The sequence below is a fragment of the Saccharopolyspora flava genome (assembly GCF_900116135.1).
Taxonomy (GTDB): Bacteria; Actinomycetota; Actinomycetes; order Mycobacteriales; family Pseudonocardiaceae; genus Saccharopolyspora; species Saccharopolyspora flava.
The window spans coordinates 603,318-624,328 of the sequence record NZ_FOZX01000002.1 but is presented as its reverse complement, the minus strand read 5'-3'; the positions used below and the strand labels follow the sequence as shown (position 1 = coordinate 624,328).

Here is a 21,011-nt window from a genome sequence, read left to right as displayed (position 1 = left end):
CGATATCGACTTGATCTAGTCCAGCAACACCACGTCCACAGTGGACCCGACGGGCAGGTCCGTCACCTCCTCGGGGATGGACAGCAGGCAGTCCGCCTTCGCCAGACTGCCCAGAAGGTGCGAACCGGACGCGCCCTGCAGGCCGACCTCGCCGGTCGCCGGGTCGAACACCCCGCGCCGGAACTGCCGCTTGCCCGCCGGAGCGGTCAGCGCCTCGGTGAGCACCGCCTGCCGCTCGTGCCGGGACGTCCTGGCGTGCCCGGCGGCGGCCAGCAGCGCCGGGCGCACGAACACCTCGAACGACACCATCGAGCTCACCGGGTTGCCCGGCAGCGTGACCACCGCGAACGCGTCCCGGTAGCGGCCGCAGCCCTGCGGCATCCCCGGCTGCATCGCGACCTTGGTGAACTCCACGCCGTTGCCCGACAGCGCGTCCTTGACCACCTCGTAGGCGCCCGCGCTGACCCCGCCCGAGGTCAGCAGCAGGTCGGCGGAGTCCAGGTGCTCGGCCAGCGCGGCGTGGAAGGCCTCGACGTCGTCGGGCACGAACCGCAGCACCGTCGCCTCGCCCCCGGCCTCGCGCACCGCGGCGGCGAGCATCAGGCCGTTGGACTCGTAGATCTGGCCGGGCTCCAGCTTCCCGCCCGGCGCGACCAGCTCCGAACCGGTCGACAGCACCAGCACCCGCACCGGCCGGTGCACCGGCAGCTCGGCGACGCCGACGGCCGCGGCCACGGCCAGCTGCGCCGCGCCCAGCCGCGTCCCGGCGGTGAGCACGGTGGTGCCCTCGGTGACGTCGTCGCCCGCGCGGCGCACGCTCGCGCCCGGCTGCACCGAGCCGAACAGCGCCACCGTCTTGGTGCCCGCGTCGGTGCGCTCCACCGGGATCACCGAGTCGGCGCCGGGCGGCAGCTGCGCGCCGGTCATGATCCGGTGCGCGGTGCCCGGCTGCAGCGGCGGCACGTCCACCCGGCCCGCCGGGATGTCCTCGGCGACCGGCAGCGTCACCGGCGACTCCGGGGCGGCCTCGGTCAGGTCCACCGAGCGCACCGCGTAGCCGTCCATCGCGGAGTTGCTGAACGGCGGCAACGAGATCGGCGCGACCAGGTCGGAGGCCAGCGCCAAGCCCAGGCAGTTCTCCAGCGGCCGCGTCTCGACCGGCGTGCGGGTCAGCAGCGAGGCGACCTCCGCGCGGTGATCGGCGACCGACCTCAGCTCGGGAGCGGTGTTGTTGGACACGCACGCATCATCTGTCATCGGGCGCGTCCTGTCGCCATCGGCGTGGGGTCCGCCGCGCGCGACGGGATGGCACAATGCGGCCCTTTTCCGTCAGGGGAACCGAATTCTCCTCGACCAGGCGCCCGTTTTCCGCGCTGCCGGGCCCCGTTTCCGCGCCGGCCGCGCGGACTTCCCGCGAGCGGGAGACGGGCTACATAGAATCGCCGTGCCCCGAACCGCGGGGTGCTCGAAAGGGGGTTCGCCGTGCAGGTCCGCACTCGTCACACGCCGTCGTACGGGGTCGCCCGGCTGATGCTGGCCCCGGGGGAGCCGGTGCGGGTGGAGTCCGGCGCGATGCTCGCCACCAGCTACGGCGTGGCCGCCGAATCGCGCGCGCAGGGCGGTTTCTTCAAATCGCTGGCCCGCTCGGCGCTGGGCGGCGAGTCGTTCTACGTCTCGACCTACACCGCGCCGCAGCAGGGCGGCTGGGTCGACGTGGCGCCGACGCTGCCCGGCGACCTCAACGTGCTGGAGCTCGACGGCCGGGTCGGCTGGTGCGTGACCAAGGGCAGCTGGCTGGCCTCGGCGAGCACCGTGCAGGTGGAGACGCAGTGGGGCGGGTTCCAGAACCTCTTCGGCGGCGAGGGCGGGTTCCTCACCCGGCTCAGCGGGCACGGCTCGGCGGTGGTGGCCTGCTACGGCGCGCTGGACGTGGTGACGCTGCAGCCCGGCGAGTACGTCACGATCGACACCGGCCACGTGGTGGCCTACGCCGACACGGTGCAGAGCCAGCTGCGGCAGATGAACCAGGGCGCGGTGCAGTCGCTCAAGAGCGGCGAGGGTCTGGTCTTCGACTTCGCCGGTCCCGGGCAGGTGCTGACCCAGACCCGGAATCCGCGCGGACTGGTCGGCTGGCTCAAGTCGAATGGTCTCGGACCGCGTTCCTGATCGCGTTCTGACGGGCATTCGCGAATGCCCGTCGGCCGGCCGAATGGTCTGACCTATCCGTTCGGCGTTGCTCGCGCGTTTCACCCGGAGAACGTTCGTTACCGTTTTTCGCTCCGAGTGGAAAACCATTGCGACACTCGGGGGAATTGGCTCCGTTCGATAACGCACCGTGGCTGCCGAGGCCACCCGTTCGGCCCAGCGTTTAACGGAAAAGTCGTATTGCTGAACCCGCGACGAGGCAGATTTTCAAGAGTAGTGTGGCCGATGCTCCAGCGACGCTAGCGTCGTGCATCACATTTTCTTGAGGAGGACGCCGTGGCGGTCGGCACGGTCAAATGGTTCAACTCGGAGAAGGGCTACGGATTCATCGCGACGGACGGTGGTTCCGATGTGTTCGTCCATTACTCCGCGATCAACATGTCTGGTTTCCGCACCCTTTCCGAGGGGGATCGGGTCGAATTCGAGGTCAAGGCGGGCCGTGATGGCCGCACTCAAGCCGACGGCGTTCGCAAAGTCTGACAAGAACTGCGCATCAGGTCGTCGTGCGGCCCGGTTCTCCTGAGCGGGGAACCGGGCCGCAGCACGCGGAGTCCGCGAAACCTGCCCACGTCCGGCATCTCCGGCGACTACGCTGCCGGGCGTGTCCTCGGATGATTTGACCGGTCGCAAGCTCGGCCACTACAAGATCGACGGCGTGCTCGGTCGCGGCGGGATGAGCGTGATGTACCGCGCCACCGACGTCCGGCTCGGTCGCAAGGTCGCCCTCAAGGTGATGGGGGAGCACATCACCGGCGACTCCGAGTTCCGCGAGCGCTTCGTCGACGAGGCCCGCAACACCTCGGCCATCGACCACGCCAACATCGTGCCGCTGTACGACTTCGGCGAGGTCGACGGCATGCTCTACATCGCGATGCGGCTGGTCGAGGGCACCGACCTGGCCGGGCTGATCTCCGACGGGCCGATCTCGCCGAAGCGGACCCTGGAGCTGCTCGCGCAGATCGCCGAGGCGCTGGACCTGCTGCACGAGCGCGGTCTGGTGCACCTCGACCTGAAACCGGCGAACGTGCTGGTCACCTCGCGCGAGTCGGCGCACGAGCACGTCTACCTCGCCGACTTCGGGCTGACCCGGCGCGGCGCCACCGGGCACCGCACCTCCTCCGGCGACTTCCTCGGCTCGCCGACCTTCGCCGCGCCCGAGCACCTGCGCGGCGAGCCGGTCGACGGCCGCACCGACCAGTACGCGCTGGCCTGCGTGCTCTTCGCCTGCTTGACCGGGCGCCCGCCGTTCGGCGGCTCGGTGCAGGAGGTCATCCAGGGCCACCTGGCCGCGGAACCGCCGACGCCGGGATCGCTGGTGCTGCTGCCGCCGCAGATCGACGACGTGCTGCGCCGCGGCATGGCCAAGCGCGCCGACCAGCGCTACGCCAGCTGCCAGGACCTCGTCGCCGCGGCCCGCGCCGCGCTCGGCCCGGTCGTGGGTGAGGCCCCGGCGCCGCCGCGCCTCGCCCAGCAGCCGGTCCCGCAGGTCGCCGCACCTCCGCAGCCGATGCCCCCGCAGCCGATGTCCCCGCAGTCCGGGCCGCAGCCGATGCAGCAGCAGTCCGGTCCCTACCCGCAGCCCTACGCGGCCGGGTACCAGCAGCCGGTGCGGGTGCGGCCGCCGGTGCCCGCCGGGTCCTCGGCGTTCACCAAGACCTCGTCGGGCGGTGCCGCGAAGTGGATCGTGCCGGTGCTGGTGGTCGTGGCGCTGCTGGTGATCGTGCTGCTGTTCGTGGCGATGGCCACCTCGGGCGGCGGCTCGGGCTCGACGTCGACGCCCACCTCCGACCGGTTGCCGACCTCGGTGCCGACCGCCGGCGGGTGAGTCCGGGACGGGTCGCTTGCACTCGACCCCTGTGAGTGCTAAACACGGTACTGGCACTCATCAGGGTTGAGTGCCAGGTCGGGACGGTGAGGTCGTTCCGGTGGTGCCACATGACGGCGCCGCCGCGCGATCGTCCGTCGCGGGCACCGAGCCTGGCCGAGCAGAGTCCTGCCGTCGTGCACCACCAGTGTGCACCGTCGGCGTCCAGACAGGTGGAGGACCACACCGCAATGGCCAAGATGATCGCGTTCGACGAGGACGCCCGCCGCGGTCTTGAGCGCGGCATGAACACCCTCGCCGACGCCGTCAAGGTGACGCTCGGCCCCAAGGGCCGGAATGTCGTGCTCGAGAAGAAGTGGGGCGCGCCGACCATCACCAACGACGGCGTCTCGATCGCCAAGGAGATCGAGCTCGAGGACCCGTGGGAGAAGATCGGGGCCGAGCTGGTCAAGGAGGTCGCGAAGAAGACCGACGACGTCGCGGGTGACGGCACCACCACCGCCACCGTGCTCGCCCAGGCCCTGGTTCGCGAGGGCCTGCGCAACGTCGCGGCCGGCGCCTCCCCGATCGCCCTGAAGAAGGGCATCGAGAAGGCCACCGAGGCGATCGCCGAGCAGCTGCTCAAGAACGCCAAGGAGATCGAGACCAAGGACCAGATCGCCGCCACCGCCGCGATCTCCGCCGGCGACCGCCAGATCGGCGAGCTCATCGCCGAGGCGATGGACAAGGTCGGCAAGGAAGGCGTCATCACCGTCGAGGAGAGCAACACCTTCGGGCTCGAGCTCGAGCTCACCGAGGGCATGCGCTTCGACAAGGGCCTCATCTCGATGTACTTCGTGACCGACACGGAGCGCATGGAGGCCGTCCTCGACGACCCGTACATCCTGCTGCTGAGCAGCAAGATCTCCAACGTCAAGGACCTCCTCCCGCTGCTGGAGAAGGTCATGCAGGCCAACAAGCCGCTGCTGATCATCGCCGAGGACGTCGAGGGCGAGGCCCTGTCGACCCTGGTGGTCAACAAGATCCGCGGCACCTTCAAGTCCGTCGCCGTCAAGGCCCCGGGCTTCGGCGACCGCCGCAAGGCGATGCTGCAGGACATGGCCATCCTCACCGGTGGTCAGGTCATCAGCGAAGAGGTCGGCCTGAAGCTGGACACCGCTGACCTGAGCCTGCTGGGCCAGGCCCGCAAGGTCGTGGTGACCAAGGACGAGACCACCATCGTCGAGGGTGCGGGTGACGACGAGCAGATCGCCGGCCGGGTCAACGAGATCCGCGCCGAGATCGAGCGCTCGGACTCCGACTACGACCGCGAGAAGCTGCAGGAGCGCCTGGCCAAGCTGGCCGGCGGCGTCGCCGTCATCAAGGCGGGTGCGGCCACCGAGGTCGAGCTCAAGGAGCGCAAGCACCGCATCGAGGACGCGGTCCGCAACGCCAAGGCCGCCGTCGAGGAGGGCATCGTCGCCGGTGGTGGCGTGGCCCTGCTGCAGGCCGCCCAGACCGCGTTCGACGGTCTCAAGCTCGAGGGCGACGAGGCCACCGGCGCCAACAGCGTCAAGCTGGCCGTCGAGGCCCCGCTCAAGCAGATCGCGGTCAACGCCGGTCTCGAGGGCGGCGTCGTCGCGGAGAAGGTCAAGGGCCTGACCTCCGGCCACGGCCTCAACGCCGCGACCGGCGAGTACGAGGACCTGGTCCAGGCCGGCGTCATCGACCCGGCCAAGGTCACCCGCTCGGCGCTGCAGAACGCCGCGTCGATCGCCGCGCTGTTCCTGACCACCGAAGCCGTGGTCGCGGACAAGCCGGAGAAGGGCGGGGACGCGGCCGCGGCCGCCGACCCGACCGGCGGCATGGGTGGCATGGGCTTCTGATCCCACCCCGCAGCTGATGAAGGGCCGTCCCCACCAGGGGGCGGCCCTTCGTCTTCGCGCCACCCGGGCAGGTGACCCGTTCGGGGCACACCCGGGTGTGTTGGACTGGGACGTCGACGTTGGATGGGATGGGGAGCTCGATGCGCGGTTTTGCCAGGTCGTTCGCGGTGTGCGTGGCCGGGGTGATGGCCTTGGCCGGATGCACGAACTCCGCGCCGCCGGAGCAGCCCGCGCCGCAGAGCTCCGACGCGCTGCCCGGTGAGGGCCTGCCGTCGGTCGTGCCGCAGCCCGAGAGCATCGACCGCCTCGGCGACGACGTCGCGGTCCGCGGCAAGGTCGAGATCGTCGTCGACCCGCTGGTCGACGAGCCGACCCGGGACCTCGCCAAGCAGGTCTTCGAGCTCGCCGGGGCCGACGACGTCGAGATCCGCGAGCCGGGCGCGCCCGCCGACGACGCCGCGCTGCGGGTGCGGATCGGCGAGCGCACCGCGCCGACCGTGGTCAAGGGCCTGCAGGAGGCCCGGATGGGCGCGCCGGTGCCGATGGAGAACGAGGCCTACGTGCTCGCGGTGCGGCCGGACGCCGACGCCGAGGTGTTCATCGGCGCCTCCGACCCGGCGGGCGCCTACTACGGCGTGCAGACGCTGCGGCAGCTCGCCTCGCCCGGCCGCATCGCCGGCGTCGGCGTGCTGGACCGCCCGGCGATGCCGCTGCGCGGCGCCATCGAGGGCTTCTACGGCCCGCCGTGGACGCACCAGGAGCGGATGGACCAGCTGGCGTTCTACGGCGACGTCAAGCTCAACACCTACATCTACGCGCCCAAGGACGACCCGTACCACCGGGAGAAGTGGCGCGAGCCCTACCCGGAGCGGGAGATCGGCGAGGTCCGCGAGCTGATCGGTCAGGCCCGGGCGCACCACGTGAAGTTCACCTTCGCGCTCTCGCCGGGCAACTCCATCTGCTACAGCGATCCGCGCGACTTCCAGGCGCTGCAGGCGAAGTTGCAGGCCATGTACGACGAGGGCGTCCGCGACTTCTCGCTGCCGCTGGACGACATCTCCTACACGCGCTGGAACTGCGACGGCGACGAGCGGGCCTACGGCCGCCCGTCGGAGGGCGCGGCCGGTCGCGCGCAGGCCGACCTGCTCAACCGGGTGCAGCGGGAGTTCGTCGACACCCACCGGGACGTGGCGCCGCTGCAGTTCGTGCCGACCGAGTACTCCGACGTCGAGGACTCCGAGTACAAGACGGCGATCCGCGAGGTCCTGGACCCGCGGGTGCGGGTGATGTGGACCGGCGACGGCGTGATCCCGCGCCAGATCACCGTTTCCGACGCGCAGCAGGCCGAGCGGGTGTGGGGCCGGAAGGTGTTCCTGTGGGACAACTACCCGGTCAACGACTTCAACGGGTCGCGCGGCCGGATCATGCTCGGCTCCTACGACAAGCGGGAACGCGGGCTCAGCGAGCAGCTCGCCGGTGACGTCGTGAACCCGATGAACCAGGCCGCGGCGAGCAAGGTCGTGGAGCTGGGCGCGGCCGACTTCTCCTGGAACGACGAGGACTTCGACCCGCAGCGGTCGTGGCGGCAGGCCGCCGAGTACCTGGCGGGCAAGCGGTTCGCCGGGGACGACCCGGGCCTGCAGGCCGATCCGAAGACGGCGGAGGCACTGCTGGCGTTCTTCGACCTGGAGCACATGGCTCCGGTCGCCAACGGTTCGGCCTGGCTGCCGCCGGCGCCGGAGCTCTCGCGCCGCCTCGACGCGTTCCGCGCGGCGTGGGCCGGTGGTGACCGCGGTGCGGCGGTTCGCGACCTGCGCGCCTACGCCGAGGTCGTCGCCACCGCGCCGCGGCAGATCCGGGCCGGGGCGCCGAAGGACTTCGTCACCGACACCGATCACTGGCTGGCGGCCACCGACCAGTGGGGTCAGGCGCTGCTCGCCACGGCCGACGGGCTCCAGGCCCGCGCCTCGGGCGACGAGGCGATGGCCAAGGCCCGCTTCGACGAGGCCCGCTGGGCCGTCGACGCGGCCCAGCGCATCCGCACCACCACCGCCGAGGTCCGCCCCGCGGGCCAGGTCCTCGTGGCCGACGGGGTCCTGGACACCTTCATCGCCCAGGCTCCCGGTATGCGGTGACTTGGCAGGGGACAGTTTTAGCCATAATCACCCATGATCAATGTCCGTTTTGCCCGGACAATTATGGCTAAAACCGTCCCGTGCCCACGTCCTCGCGGAAGATGTCGACGAGATCGGTCTCCGCCGCCTCCCACCGGTCGTAGAGCGCGTCCCGGCCGAAGCGGGCGACCAGCTGGGACTCCGCCCGGGTGATCGGGATGAGCGTGATCAGCTGCAGCACCGGCTCCCCGGCGTCGAGCAGCACGTCGAACTCGTCGCCGAGGTAGGGGTGCGGCGCGGCCAGCGCGCCCGCGATCGCCGTGTCGGGCAGCAGCACCCGGTCGTTCATGATCAGCGCGCCGTAGCCGACCCGCGCCCGCGACTCGGTGAGCAGCTCGGCGACCACGCCCACCAGGTGCTTGGCGTAGATCTCCTGGTCGCGGCGCAGCGTGCACAGCAGCTCCTGCGGCAGCGGCGCCCCGGCCGTGTGCTCGCGGAGTCCGCTGGTCAGCACGGTCACGTGCGCGTCGTCGTAGTGGTCGCAGTACACGAGGTTGTAGGCGCGCTCGCGCCCTCCGGCGCTGCGGCTGTCGGCGCCCCGAACCCTCCCGACGTGCTTCTCCACGTGCGCCGGGAACCCCTGGAACCTGCTCATGCACCACCTCTTGATCGGACCGACGCGCATCCTATGGGGTGATGCCGTGCGGTCGAATAGGCTCGGGGTGTGGCTGACGCTCTCGAGATGAAATCACCGGCCGAGGTCGCGGCGGCGCTGGACGAGACCGGGTACCTGCCCGACGACGGGATCGCGACCGCGGCGTTCCTGGCGATGAGCATGCGGCGCCCGCTGCTCACCGAAGGCGAACCGGGCACCGGCAAGACCGCGCTCGCCCAGGCCCTGTCGGTGGCGCTCGGCGTGAACCTGATCCGCCTGCAGTGCCACGAGGGCATCGACGCCGCCCAGGCGCTCTACGACTGGGACTTCCCCCGGCAGCTGCTGCACCTGCGGACCCTGGAGGCCGCGTCCGGTGGTGAGCTCGACGCCGACGCCGCCGAGTCCTCCCTGTACACGCCGCGATTCCTGCTGGCCAGGCCGCTGCTGCGGGCGTTGCAGGAGGCGCCGTGCGTGCTGCTGGTCGACGAGATCGACCGCGCCGACGACGAGTTCGAGGCGTTCCTGCTGGAGGTGCTGTCGGAGTACGCGGTGAGCATCCCGGAGTACGGCGAGGTGCGCGCCGCCGAGCCGCCGATCGTCATCCTCACCTCGAACCGCACGCGCGAGGTCCACGACGCCCTCAAGCGCCGCTGCCTCTACCACTGGCTGGAGCACCCGGGCCTGGAGCGCGAGGTCGCGATCCTGCGCCGTCGGCTCCCGGGCGTGGACGCACGCCTGGCCGAGCAGGTCGCGGCGGCCCTCCAGCGGATGCGCCAGATGGAACTCCTCAAACCCCCGGGCGTCGCCGAAGCCCTGGACTGGACCCAGGCCCTCCAAGCCCTCGGCGCGGACTCCCTCGACACCGAAACCGCCGCCACCACCCTCGGCGCGGTCCTCAAGTACCGCGAGGACGCGGAACGAGTCCAGTCCTCCGGAGTCCTCGCCCCCTGACCCGGACTCCCGTGCCCGTCCACCTCGGGGTGACCGGATTACTCCGGTATTCCGGTCCCCGGTTACGGCGGTTTTCGGGGACCGGAATACGGCGGTATTCGGGTCCCCGATTACGGCGGTATTCCGTGGGCGGATTACGGCGGTAATCGTGAAACCCCAGGTGAGCAGAGGAGGTGCGTGGTGGAGACCGTGACCGGGTTGGTGGGGTTCGCTCGGGCCTTGCGGCACTCGGGGATGGCCGTGGGGCCGAACCGGGTGCAGAGCTTCCTGTCGGCCGTGGAGCAGGTGGGGGTCGACGAGCGGGAGAACGTGTACTGGGCCGGGCGGTTGACGCTGTGCTCCGAGCCCGATGACGTCCCCCGCTACGACGCCGCGTTCGCGACCTGGTTCAGCACCGATCCGATGCCGGTGGAGCAGCCGGGGCAGCCGGTGGCGCGGCAGGCCAAGATCGCGGCGCTGACCGCCGAGGGCGCCGACGGCGAAGGCGAGGGGGACAACCCCCTGGCCGCGGCCGCCAGCGACGCGGAGGTGCTGCGCAACCGGGACGTCACCGAGCTCAGCGCCGCCGAGCGCGACCACCTCCGCCGGATGCTGGCGGTGCTGCGCCCCGACCCGCCGACGCGCCCGGCGCTGCGGCGCGAGCCGGGCAAGCGCGGTGCCTTGAGCCCGAGGGCGACGTTGCGGGCGATGCTGCGCTCGGGCGGCGAGCCGGTGCGCCTGCCGCGCCAGCGCCGCTCCCGGCGGGCCCGCCGGGTCGTGCTGCTCATCGACGTCTCGGGTTCGATGAGCCCGTACGCCGACGCCCTGCTGCGCTTCGCGCACGTCGTGGTCCGCCGGTCCCCGGCGAGCACCGAGGTGTTCACGCTGGGGACCCGGATGACGCGGGTGACCAGGCAGTTGCGGCAGCGCGACGCGGAGTCGGCGCTGCAGGCGGCGTCCCGAGCGGTCCCCGACTTCTCCGGAGGCACCCGGTTGGGTGACACTCTCCGGGTGTTCCTGGACAGGTGGGGCCAGCGCGGCATGGCGCGCGGCTCGGTGGTGGTGCTCTTCTCCGACGGGTGGGAGCGCGGCGACGCCTCCGACCTGGCCGAGCAGATGCGCAGGCTGCGCCGCCTGGCCCGGGGAGTGATCTGGGCGAACCCGCACGCCGGGCACGACGGATATCAACCCGTGCAATCCGGAATTGTGGCGGCCCTCCCGCACGTTGACCGAATGGTGGCCGGTCACAGTCTGAGGTCGCTGGAAGACATCTGGTCATGGGTTCGCGGACTTTCCCAGTCCGGGGAGCAGCTCCCCGGCGCACCGGCCGGTTTCGCCTGACACCGGCCCGGGTGGATGCTTGAACGGGGCCGGTGAGGCCCGTGGAGGTGTGCTGTGCGTGACGTGTTGGACGACTTGACCAAGCGCTGGGAGGCCGGCGAGTCCGTCGGGCTGGGCACCGTGGTGGCCACCTTCCGCTCCGCGCCCCGTCCGGCGGGCGCCTCGATGCTCGTCACCCAGGACGGTGAGGCCGTCGGCAGCGTGTCCGGCGGGTGCGTGGAAGGCGCCGTCTACGAGGAGGGCACCACGGTCCTGGAGGGATCGGAACCGGTGCTGCGCCGCTACGGCGTCAGCGACGACGACGCCTTCGCGGTGGGCCTGACCTGCGGCGGCATCCTCGACGTCTTCGTCGAGCGGATCGATCGCGAGACCTTCCCCGATCTCGACGAGGTCGCAGCCTCGGTGCGCGCGGAGGAGCCGGTCGCGGTCGCCACCGTCGTCGAGCACCCGGACTCGTCCCAGGTCGGCACCCACCTGCTGATCTGGCGGGAGCGGGTGCGCGGCACGCTCGGTTCCAGCCGGATCGACGACGCGGTCGTCGACGACGTGCGCGGGATGCTCGCCAGCGGGCGCAGCGGTGTCATCGAGTACGGCCCGGAGGGCCAGCGCCGCGGCGAGGGCATGCGGGTGTTCGTCAACTCCTTCGAGCCGCCGCCGCGGATGCTCGTCTTCGGCGCGATCGACTTCGCCGCCGCGATGGCCCGGATGGGCGGGTTCCTCGGCTACCGGGTCACGGTGTGCGACGCCCGCCCGGTGTTCGCCACCAACAGCCGCTTCCCGGGCGTGGACGACGTGGTCGTCGACTGGCCGCACCGGTACCTCGCCGACCAGGCCGAGCAGGGCAGGCTCGACGAGCGCACCGCCGTCATGGTGCTCACCCACGACCCGAAGTTCGACGTGCCGGTGCTCAAGGAGGCGCTGCGCCAGAACGTCGGCTACATCGGCGCGATGGGCTCACGCCGCACCCACGAGGACCGCATGCAGCGGCTCCGCGAGGAAGGCGTCACCGAGGAGGAGCTGGCCAGGGTGTCCTCGCCGATCGGCCTCGACCTCGGTGCCAGGACGCCCGAGGAGACCGCGGTGTCCATCGCCGCCGAGCTGATCGCGCTGCGCTGGGGCGGCCGCGGTGTGAGGCTTTCGGACGTGGAGGGTCCGATCCACCACCACGACTGAGCGCGCGCACCCCTCGCCGGGTCCTCTTGCTCTCGCCGGGACGGAGTAGGACCCTCTAGCCGAGTGACACCCGTCACTCGGCGGACAGTCGCGTTCCCGAACGCTCCTGGCGAGGAGGCCGTTCCATGCCCCGCATCACCGTCAACGTAGACGGCACCGAGTACACCGACGAAGTGGAACCGAGAACGCTGCTCGTGCAGTACCTGCGCGAGCGGCTCGGCAAGACGGGCACCGTCATCGGTTGCGACACCAGCAACTGCGGTGCGTGCACCGTCCACATGGACGGGCACAGCGTCAAGTCCTGCTCCGTGCTGGCCGTGCAGGCCGACGGCCACGACGTGACCACCATCGAAGGGCTGTCCCAGGACGGCAAGCTGCACCCGCTGCAGGAGGCCTTCCACGACAACCACGCCCTGCAGTGCGGCTACTGCACCCCCGGGATGATCATGCAGGCCCTGGACCTGCTGGCCGAGGTGCCCGAACCCGACGAGCAGGCCGTGCGCGAAGGCATGGAGGGAAACCTCTGCCGCTGCACCGGCTACCAGAACATCGTCCGAGCGGTGCGCGACGCCGCCCAGCGCATGGAACCCGGCGCCGGGCCCGCGGCCGAGCACACCGACGACACGCCCATGCAGCGCAGGCCCGCCGACGAGCGGACCGGTGCCGAGGCAACGGGAGGTCGCCAGTCATGACCGCTGTGGCAGAGCCGGAACTCGGTCGTTCCCGCAAGCGCAAGGAGGACGCGCGGCTGATCACCGGCCGCACGCGCTGGACCGACAACCTCGCGCCCAGCGGAACCCTGCACCTGGCGATCCTGCGCTCGCCGATGGCGCACGCCAAGATCACCTCGATCGACACCGAGGCGGCCAGGAAGTCCCCCGGCGTCGTCGCGGTCGTCACCGGGCGCGACATCGCCGACGTCCAGGGCAGCCTGCCCTGCGCGTGGCCGATCACCGAGGACATGAAGGCCCCGGCGGCCCCGGCGATGGCCGTCGACGAGGTGCGCTTCGCCGGTGAGGCGGTGGCGATGGTCGCCGCCCGCTCGGCCGCTGAGGCCCGCGACGCGATGGACGCCATCGACGTCGACTACGAGGACCTGCCGGTCGTGCTGGACATGCCCTCGGCGATCCAGGCCGGATCGCCGCTGGTCCACGAGGACCTGGGCACCAACACCAACGCCGTGTGGACCTTCGACTCCGCCGAGGCCGGCACCGGGGGCGACGTCGAGCAGGCGCTGTCGAGCGCGGAGGTGCGCGTCGAGCGGACCTTCCGGCAGCAGCGGCTGATCCCGGCGTTCATGGAGCCGCGCTCGGTCGTCGTCGACCCGACCGGTGAGCAGATCACCGTCTGGTCGGCCACCCAGGTCCCGCACATCCTGCGCGTCATGCTCGCCATGACGCTCGGCGTGCCCGAGGGCAAGATCCGCGTCATCGCCCCCGACGTCGGCGGCGGTTTCGGCGGGAAGTTGCAGGTCACGCCGGAGGAGGTGCTCGCGTTCGTGATGGCCCAGCGGCTCGGCCGCCCGGTCAAGTGGACCGAGACCCGCTCCGAGTCGATGGTCTCGGCGCACCACGGCCGCGACCAGATCCAGAAGCTGTCGATGGCGGCCACCCGCGACGGCCGGATCACCGGGCTCAAGGTCGAACTCCTCGCCGACATGGGCGCCTACCTGCGCCTGGTCACGCCCGGCGTGCCGATCCTCGGCGCGCTGATGTTCAACTCGATCTACAAGATCCCGGCGTACCACTTCAGCTGCACCAACGTGTTCACCAACAAGACGCCGACCGACGCCTACCGCGGCGCCGGACGCCCGGAGGCCACCTTCGGCATCGAGCGGATGATGGACGAGCTGGCCGCCGAGCTGGGCATGGAACCGATGGAGGTGCGGCGCAAGAACTGGATCGCCCACGAGGAGTTCCCGTACGACACCGTCGCGGGGCTGACCTACGACTCGGGCAACTACGAGGCCGCGACCGACAAGGCGATGGAGCTGTTCGGCTACACCTCGCTGCGCGAGGAGCAGGAGCGCCGCCGCCGCGAGAACGACCCCGTCCAGCTGGGCATCGGCATCTCCACGTTCACCGAGATGTGCGGCCTCGCGCCGTCCCGGGTGCTGGGTTCGCTGTCCTACGGCGCGGGCGGCTGGGAGCACGCGGCGATCCGGATGCTGCCCACCGGCAAGGTCGAGGTCGTCACGGGTTCCTCCCCGCACGGGCAGGGGCACGAGACGGCGTGGAGCCAGATCGTGGCCGAGCGGCTCGGCGTGCCGTTCGAGGACGTCGAGGTGCTGCACGGCGACACCCAGGTCTCGCCGCGCGGCATGGACACCTACGGGTCCCGGTCGCTGGCCGTGGGCGGCATGGCCGTCGTCGCGGCCGCCGACAAGGTCATCGACAAGGCCCGGCCGATCGCCGCGCACATGCTCGAGTGCGCCGAGGAGGACCTCGAGTTCACCGCGGGCAAGTTCGGCGTCCGCGGCACCGACCGGGGCGTGGGCATGGCCGAGGTCGCGCTCGCGGTGTTCGCCGCGCACGACCTGCCCGACGGGGTGGAGCCGAACCTCGACTCCGACGCCACGTTCGACCCGGAGAACTTCTCCTTCCCGCACGGCACCCACCTCTGCGCCACCGAGGTGGACACCGAGACCGGGCAGGTCAAGATCCGCAAGTACGTGTGCGTGGACGACATCGGCTCGGTGATCAACCCGCTGATCGTGGAGGGCCAGGTGCACGGCGGTCTCGCCCAGGGCATCGCGCAGGCGCTCTTCGAGGAGGCCGTCCACGACGAGACCGGCACGCTCACCACCGGCACCCTGGCCGACTACCTGGTGCCCTCGGCGGCCGACCTGCCGGAGTTCGTCACCGACCGCACCGAGACCCGCGCGACCTCGAACGCCCTGGGCGTCAAGGGCGTGGGGGAGGCGGGCACCATCGCCTCCACCCCGGCGGTGGTCAACGCGATCGTCGACGCGCTGCGCCCGATGGGCGTCAACGACGTCGAGATGCCCTGCTCGCCGCAGCGCGTGTGGCGGGCGATGACCGGCGCTCGCGCGTCCGGGAAGACCGCGCCCGAAGCGGGCGGCGGACTCGGCTCGATGAACCCCGGAGGTGTCCAGTGATCCCGGCCCAGTTCGAATACACCGCGCCCTCCACCGTCGAGGAGGCGGTGGCCGCGCTCGCCGCGGCCGGCGAGGACGCCAAGGTGCTCGGCGGCGGGCAGAGCCTGCTGCCCGTGCTGCGGATGCGGATGGCCGACCCCGGCACGATCGTCGACGTCGGCCGCATCCCGGAGATGCGGGGCGTCCGCGAGGACGGCGACCGGCTCGTCATCGGGGCCATGACCACCCACTACGAGGTGCAGCGCGATCCGCTGATCCGGCAGCACGCCCAGCTGATCGCGCTGGCCACCCGCACCGTCGCCGACCCGCAGGTGCGCCACCGGGGCACCTTCGGCGGCTCGCTGGCGCACGCCGACCCGGCCGGTGACCTGCCGGCCCCGGCGCTCGCGCTGGACTGCGAGATGGTCATCGCCGGGCCCACCGGCCGCCGGACCGTCCCGGCGTCGGAGTTCTTCGTCGACTACTTCACCACCGCCCTCGAACCCTCGGAACTGCTGGTCGAGGTGCGGATGCCGAAGTGGACCGGCTGGAACGCCCACTACGAGAAGTTCAACCGCGTCGCCCAGGCGTGGTCGATCGTCGGCGTCGCCGCCGCGGTGCGGGTCTCCGGCGGGGCGATCGCCGAGGCGCGCATCGGGCTGACCAACATGGGCGCGACCCCCATCCGGGCGATGGGCGTCGAGCAGGCGCTGGTCGGCAAGCAGGCCACCGCCGAAGCGGTGCGCGAAGCGGCCCGGCACGCCACCGAAGGCACCAGCGCGGCAGGCGATTCCAGCGCCGACGCCGACTACCGGGAGCACCTCGCCGAGGTGCTCACCGGTCGCGCCGTGCTGGCGGCGGCCGGCGGCTGATCGCGATCAACCGATCCGGGCCTGGCGGCGGTTCCGAGGAATCGTCGCCAGGCCCGAATCGTTCTTGTGGGCGGGTGGTCCGCCTCGCTGCGCCGAACGGGCTACCGGCGCGCCGTCCGGCCTGGGAGGCTGGTGGGCGGACTGCGTTATAGCTTCAGACTCAACGACGGCTCTGCGCCTGAGCCGAGCACGGTCAACCAGGAGGACCTTCCAGTGGAGATGCAGCACACGTTCAGCGTTCCGGTGCCGATCGATGCGGCGTGGAAGGCGATGACCGACCCCGAGGCGGTCGCTCCGTGCATGCCCGGCGCCACGCTGACCAAGGCCGAGGGGAACGAGTTCGCCGGATCGGTGAAGGTCAAGCTCGGCCCGGTCACCCTGCTGTACAAGGGAACCGGCGTCTTCAAGGACGTCGACGAGAAGAGCCGCAAGCTCGTCATCGACGCCAGCGGCAAGGACTCCCGCGGCGCGGGCACGGCGGCCGCGACGGTCGTGGTGAACCTGACCGAGCAGGACGGCACCACCCACGGCACGGTCGACACCGACCTCAAGGTCACCGGCAAGCCCGCCCAGCTGGGCCGGGGCCTGATCTCCGAGGTCGGCGGCAAGATCCTCAACCAGTTCGCCGACAACCTCGCCAAGAAGCTGGAGTCGGAGCAGGAGGCCCCGGCCGCCCAGGAATCGGCTTCGGCCACCGAGTCGAAGAGCACCGAGGCACCCAGCGGTTCCAGCGGCAACGGCACCGCCGCCGCTGCGGGCGCGGCCGCCGCCGGTGCCGCGGTGGGGTCGGCGTCGGCGCGCAAGGACACCAGCTGGCGGGTCACCCCGGCCGAGTCGAGCGCGTCCCCGGCCGCCGCGCCCGCCGCCAACGACGAGGCGATCGACCTGCTGGGCACCGCCGGAGCCCCGGTCCTCAAGCGGATCGCCCCGGCCGCCATCGGCCTGCTCGTCGCCTTCGTCGTCCTGCGCCGCTTCAAGAAGCGCCGCGCCCGCAAGCGCGCGGCTTGATCTAGTTCTCTGGTCGCCCTGCTCAGCGGTGCGGGTGGCGGAACCTGAGCGCCTTCGTGGACTCCGTGCGCCGCTCCTTATGTATGTCCAATACACGGCGTCACGGCGTACTCGCCACGAAGGCGCTCAGAACCCGCGGCGGTGCCGGTTGCTTGCTCGGGGTACTGAGAAAGCACCTTCGGTGCTTGCCTGACGTGGGTGGGGTACCGCGGAACTCACGCTTCCAGGAGGGCGCCGACCCGGCTCATCCGGTCGAGCCACCAGCGCTGCACGTCGGCGGGCGGGGTGGCGGCCGCGACCAGCGCCGGGTCGGGCTCCGGGGGTGCGGTGGGCACCGGCAGCGCGCCCTGCTCGGGCATCAGCGAGTCGGTGACGACGTCGCCGTCGAGCAGCGCCATCGTGCCCAGGCCGCACGCGAACGGCAGCTCCGGCAGGGCGCCGGCCAGCGCGAGCTGGGCGGACAGGCCGACGCTGGTCTCCACGGCCGAGGACACCACGCACGGCAGCCCGCAGGCCTCCGCGACCCGCAGCGCCCGGCGGACCCCGCCCAGCGGGGTGGCCTTGATGATCGCCACGTCGGCGGCCCCGGCCACCGCCACCCGCAGCGGGTCCTCGGCGCGGCGGATGCTCTCGTCGGCGGCGATGCGCACGTCGACCTTGCGCCGCACGGCGGCCAGCTCCTCGACGCTCGGGCACGGCTGCTCGGCGTACTCGAGGCCCCCGGCGGCCTTGTCGAGCTCGCGGATCCGCTCGATCGCGGTGTCGACGTCCCACGCGGCGTTCGCGTCGACCCGGATCGCCCCGCCGGGCCCGAGCGCGTCCCGCACGGCCGCGACCCGCTCCAGGTCGTCGGCGGCGGACTGCCCCGGATCGGCGACCTTGACCTTCGCGGTCCGGCAGCCGGAGGCCGCCACGATCTCCCGCGCCTTCTCACCGGACACCGCGGGCACCGTGCAGTTCACCGAAATCCGGTCCCGCACCGGCTCCGGCCAGGTCTCGGTGCACGCCTCCAGCGCGGCCCGCAACCACGGCACGGCACCGGCGTCGTCGTAGTCCTCGAACGGGCAGAACTCACCCCACCCGGCGGGACCCGACATCAGCACCCCGCGCCGCACGGTGATCCCCCGGAACCGGTTGCGCATCGGCAACGCGTACACCCGGACCGCGTCCAACGCCGCAGGATCGAAGCTCGCCATACCCCAATCCTTTCAGCCCGCACCGCCACCCGCGCCCCCGACTCGGGTCGAATACCGCAGGATTCGACCGGTCAAAAACTGCGGTATTCGACCCGACAAAACCTGCGGTATTTGTCCGCGGGGCGGGGTCCGGGAAGGAGTCAGGCGATGCTGGGGCGGCCGAGGTCGAAGACGTCGACCTCGAAGCGGGCCCACTGCTGGCGGAGGGAGGTGACCCCGTGGTCGAGGATGTAGTTGAGCTCGCCCAGGGTCACCGGCAGCAGGGTGAAGACCTGGAGCTGCTCGTTGCCCTCGGGGTCGGTGAAGCGGGTGAACTCCGACGGGAAGATCGGGTGGCCGCTGGCCAGAACGCCGTGGAACTCCGTGCCCGGGAGCAGCGGTTTCTCGTTCGGGACGATCTGGTCCGGGACCAGGAACGTGCGCTGCTGCACCAGGAGCTCGGAGGTGAGGTCGACCAGGTGGCGGGCGGCCTCGGCCTGCTCCTTGTAGACGGTGCACGCCAGTTCCTGGGCCGGTTCGGCGCCCAGCGGCTGGAACCGCAGGCCGCTGCTGATCACCGTCGTCAGATGGAGCTCCTCGAGGAAGAAGAACACCAGACCGTAGCCGCGGTTGCTGCCGTGCACGTTCGGCGGCTCGGCACCGGTGGGCGTCCCGGCGTAGCGTTCCAGGTTCTCCGCGAGGCCGACGAAGCGGTGCGCACCGCCCATCATCGCCGGTCGTTCGTGCTCGGTTTCCATCCGATCTCCAGTGTCTTGCAGCTCAGACGCTGCGTTCGTTCATCGCAACGGTAGCTGCAAAGCAGCCGAACGCGGATCCCTTTTGGATGACGACTGTCCGCGGGACATCACCCGGCGTCCGGCAGGGCCGGGCCGAGCAGGTCGTCGGCGTCGACGATCCGGTACGCGTAGCCCTGCTCGGCGAGGAAGCGCTGCCGGTGCGCGGCGTAGTCGGTGTCCAGCGTGTCCCGCGAGACCACCGAGTAGAAGTGCGCCTGCTTGCGGTCGCTCTTGGGCCGCAGCAGCCGCCCGAGCCGCTGCGCCTCCTCCTGGCGGGAGCCGAAGGTGCCGGAGACCTGCACGGCGACCGAGGCCTCCGGCAGGTCGATGGAGAAGTTCGCGACCTTGGACACCACGAGGCGGTTGATCTCGCCGCGGCGGAACGCGTCGAAGAGCTCCTCGCGCTCCTTGTTCTTCGTCGAGCCCTCCACGATCGGCGCGTCCAGCGCTTCGCCGAGCTCGTGCAGCTGGTCCAGGTAGGCGCCGATGACCAGGGCCGGTTCGCCCGGGTGCTGGTCGAGGATGGCCTTGACCACCGGGGCCTTGGTGCGCGCGGTCGCGCACAGCTTGTAGCGGTCCTCGGCCTCGGAGGTGGCGTAGCGCAGCCGCTCGTCGTCGGTGAGCGTCACCCGCACCTCGACGCACTCGGCGGGCGCGATCCAGCCCTGCGCCTCGATGTCCTTCCACGGCGCGTCGTAGCGCTTGGGGCCGATCAGCGAGAACACGTCGCCCTCGCGGCCGTCCTCGCGGACGAGCGTGGCGGTGAGGCCGAGGCGGCGGCGGGACTGCAGGTCGGCGGTCATCCGGAACACCGGGGCGGGCAGCAGGTGCACCTCGTCGTAGACGACGAGACCCCAGTCGCGGGAGTCGAACAGCTCCAGGTGCTTGTACTCGCCCTTGGAGCGGCGGGTGATCACCTGGTAGGTGGCGATGGTGACCGGGCGGATCTCCTTCTTCTCGCCGGAGTACTCGCCGATCTCCTCCTCGGTCAGCGAGGTCCGCTCGATCAGCTCGCGCTTCCACTGGCGGCCCGCGACGGTGTTGGTGACCAGGATCAACGTGGTCGCGGCGGCCTCGGCCATGGCGGCGGCGCCGACGAGGGTCTTGCCCGCGCCGCAGGGCAGCACGACGACGCCGGAGCCGCCGGCCCAGAACGACTGCACGGCCTGGCGCTGGTAGTCCCGCAGGTTCCAGCCGTCCTGCTGCAGCTCGATGGGGTGGGCTTCGCCGTCGACGTAGCCGGCGAGGTCCTCGGCGGGCCAGCCGACCTTGAGCAGCATCTGCTTGAGCCGGCCGCGCTCGCTGGGGTGCACCACGACGGTGTCGTCGTCGATGCGCGAGCCCAGCATCGGGATGATCTTCTTGTTGCGCAGCACCTCTTCGAGCACGGCGCGGTCGACGGAGCTGAGCACGAGTCCGTGCGCGGGGTCGTTGACCAGCTGCAGCCGTCCGAAGCGGCCCATGGTCTCGACGATGTCGACCAGCAGCGGCTGCGGCACGGGGAAGCGGGAGTAGCGGACCAGCCCGTCGACGACCTGCTCGGCGTCGTGCCCGGCGGCGCGGGCGTTCCACAGCGCCAGCGGCGTGATCCGGTAGGTGTGCACGTGCTCGGGCGCGCGCTCCAGCTCGGCGAAGGGTGCGATGGCGGTGCGCGCGTCCTCGGCGAGGTCGTGATCGACCTCCAGCAGCAACGTCTTGTCGGACTGGACGATGAGAGGTCCGTCGGTCAAGGTGAGCGCTCCCTCGGGATTCGGGCGGCGTTTCCGCAGGTGATCAGCGCTGTCGGCAACCACCAACCGGACTCCCGACCCAGTATTCCACTCGCTCGGCGCCGCTCCCCCCGGGTCCGACCCCCAGAACCGCCCAAAGTGACTCACATCGCCTGATCCCGACGGGTGCGCGCCTCACGGACATTGATCATGGGTGGTTCAGACTAAGGATACGGTCAAAAGGA

At 71.2% G+C, this 21,011-nt stretch carries 17 protein-coding genes; 12 read left to right on the top strand and 5 right to left on the bottom strand.

The window, feature by feature from the left end:
• Positions 1-15 precede the first annotated feature (15 nt).
• The gene (gene moeA / locus BM424_RS09760) at positions 16-1,257 is read right to left on the bottom strand and encodes a molybdopterin molybdotransferase MoeA (protein WP_093415474.1); all 1,242 of its coding nucleotides are present in this window, start codon (positions 1,255-1,257) and stop codon (positions 16-18) included.
• A gap of 225 nt (positions 1,258-1,482) precedes the next feature.
• Between moeA and BM424_RS09755 the strand changes: the two genes are divergently transcribed.
• The 5 genes from BM424_RS09755 (at position 1,483) to BM424_RS09735 (ending at position 8,030) form a co-directional block, all read left to right on the top strand.
• The gene (locus tag BM424_RS09755; RefSeq protein WP_093415766.1) at positions 1,483-2,166 is read left to right on the top strand and encodes a TIGR00266 family protein; all 684 of its coding nucleotides are present in this window, start codon (positions 1,483-1,485) and stop codon (positions 2,164-2,166) included.
• A 315-nt stretch (positions 2,167-2,481) separates the two neighbouring features.
• The gene (locus BM424_RS09750; RefSeq protein WP_093268692.1) at positions 2,482-2,685 is read left to right on the top strand and encodes a cold-shock protein; all 204 of its coding nucleotides are present in this window, start codon (positions 2,482-2,484) and stop codon (positions 2,683-2,685) included.
• Positions 2,686-2,797: 112 nt separating this feature from the next.
• Positions 2,798-4,030 carry a serine/threonine-protein kinase gene (locus BM424_RS09745; protein WP_425441992.1) on the top strand — a complete coding sequence of 411 codons (1,233 nt, stop codon included), beginning with the start codon at positions 2,798-2,800 and terminating at the stop codon, positions 4,028-4,030.
• A gap of 230 nt (positions 4,031-4,260) precedes the next feature.
• Positions 4,261-5,895 (top strand): chaperonin GroEL, encoded by a 1,635-nt coding sequence (gene groL, locus BM424_RS09740; protein WP_093415472.1) that lies wholly within the window; start codon positions 4,261-4,263, stop codon positions 5,893-5,895.
• A gap of 140 nt (positions 5,896-6,035) precedes the next feature.
• The gene (locus BM424_RS09735; RefSeq protein ID WP_175548004.1) at positions 6,036-8,030 is read left to right on the top strand and encodes a glycoside hydrolase family 84 protein; all 1,995 of its coding nucleotides are present in this window, start codon (positions 6,036-6,038) and stop codon (positions 8,028-8,030) included.
• A gap of 67 nt (positions 8,031-8,097) precedes the next feature.
• Here the strand turns inward: BM424_RS09735 and BM424_RS09730 are convergent, their stop codons facing one another.
• Positions 8,098-8,664: a suppressor of fused domain protein gene (locus BM424_RS09730; RefSeq protein WP_093415762.1), complete on the bottom strand. Its 567-nt coding sequence runs from the start codon at positions 8,662-8,664 to the stop codon at positions 8,098-8,100.
• Between the two features lie 87 nt (positions 8,665-8,751).
• Here BM424_RS09730 and BM424_RS09725 point away from each other — a divergent pair, with 87 nt between their 5' ends.
• From BM424_RS09725 to BM424_RS09695, 7 genes are all read left to right on the top strand, one after another.
• Positions 8,752-9,615, top strand: coding sequence for an AAA family ATPase (locus tag BM424_RS09725; RefSeq protein ID WP_093415471.1), 864 nt, complete (start codon positions 8,752-8,754; stop codon positions 9,613-9,615).
• Positions 9,616-9,792: 177 nt separating this feature from the next.
• On the top strand, positions 9,793-10,935 hold the full coding sequence (locus BM424_RS09720) for a vWA domain-containing protein (protein WP_093415469.1): 1,143 nt from the start codon (positions 9,793-9,795) through the stop codon (positions 10,933-10,935).
• Between the two features lie 54 nt (positions 10,936-10,989).
• Entirely contained in the window at positions 10,990-12,108 is a 1,119-nt protein-coding gene (locus BM424_RS09715; RefSeq protein ID WP_093415468.1) for an XdhC family protein, read from the top strand.
• Positions 12,109-12,233: 125 nt separating this feature from the next.
• Positions 12,234-12,800: a (2Fe-2S)-binding protein gene (locus BM424_RS09710; protein WP_093415466.1), complete on the top strand. Its 567-nt coding sequence runs from the start codon at positions 12,234-12,236 to the stop codon at positions 12,798-12,800.
• A complete protein-coding gene (locus tag BM424_RS09705; RefSeq protein ID WP_093415465.1) occupies positions 12,797-15,226 on the top strand; it encodes a xanthine dehydrogenase family protein molybdopterin-binding subunit in 2,430 nt (809 codons plus the stop codon). Before BM424_RS09710 ends, BM424_RS09705 begins: the two co-directional genes overlap by 4 nt.
• A complete protein-coding gene (locus BM424_RS09700) occupies positions 15,223-16,077 on the top strand; it encodes an FAD binding domain-containing protein (RefSeq protein WP_093415463.1) in 855 nt (284 codons plus the stop codon). The genes BM424_RS09705 and BM424_RS09700 overlap by 4 nt, the downstream gene beginning before the upstream one ends.
• Positions 16,078-16,290: 213 nt before the next feature.
• Positions 16,291-17,085: an SRPBCC family protein gene (locus tag BM424_RS09695; RefSeq protein WP_093415462.1), complete on the top strand. Its 795-nt coding sequence runs from the start codon at positions 16,291-16,293 to the stop codon at positions 17,083-17,085.
• A gap of 215 nt (positions 17,086-17,300) precedes the next feature.
• Here the strand turns inward: BM424_RS09695 and BM424_RS09690 are convergent, their stop codons facing one another.
• The 3 genes from BM424_RS09690 to BM424_RS09680 all read right to left on the bottom strand — a co-directional run bounded on the left by BM424_RS09690 (position 17,301) and on the right by BM424_RS09680 (position 20,787).
• Positions 17,301-18,281 (bottom strand): o-succinylbenzoate synthase, encoded by a 981-nt coding sequence (locus BM424_RS09690; RefSeq protein WP_093415460.1) that lies wholly within the window; start codon positions 18,279-18,281, stop codon positions 17,301-17,303.
• A gap of 140 nt (positions 18,282-18,421) precedes the next feature.
• The gene (locus BM424_RS09685) at positions 18,422-19,018 is read right to left on the bottom strand and encodes a suppressor of fused domain protein (RefSeq protein WP_093415459.1); all 597 of its coding nucleotides are present in this window, start codon (positions 19,016-19,018) and stop codon (positions 18,422-18,424) included.
• 107 nt (positions 19,019-19,125) lie between these two features.
• Positions 19,126-20,787 carry a DNA repair helicase XPB gene (locus BM424_RS09680; RefSeq protein WP_093415457.1) on the bottom strand — a complete coding sequence of 554 codons (1,662 nt, stop codon included), beginning with the start codon at positions 20,785-20,787 and terminating at the stop codon, positions 19,126-19,128.
• Positions 20,788-21,011: the final 224 nt, after the last annotated feature.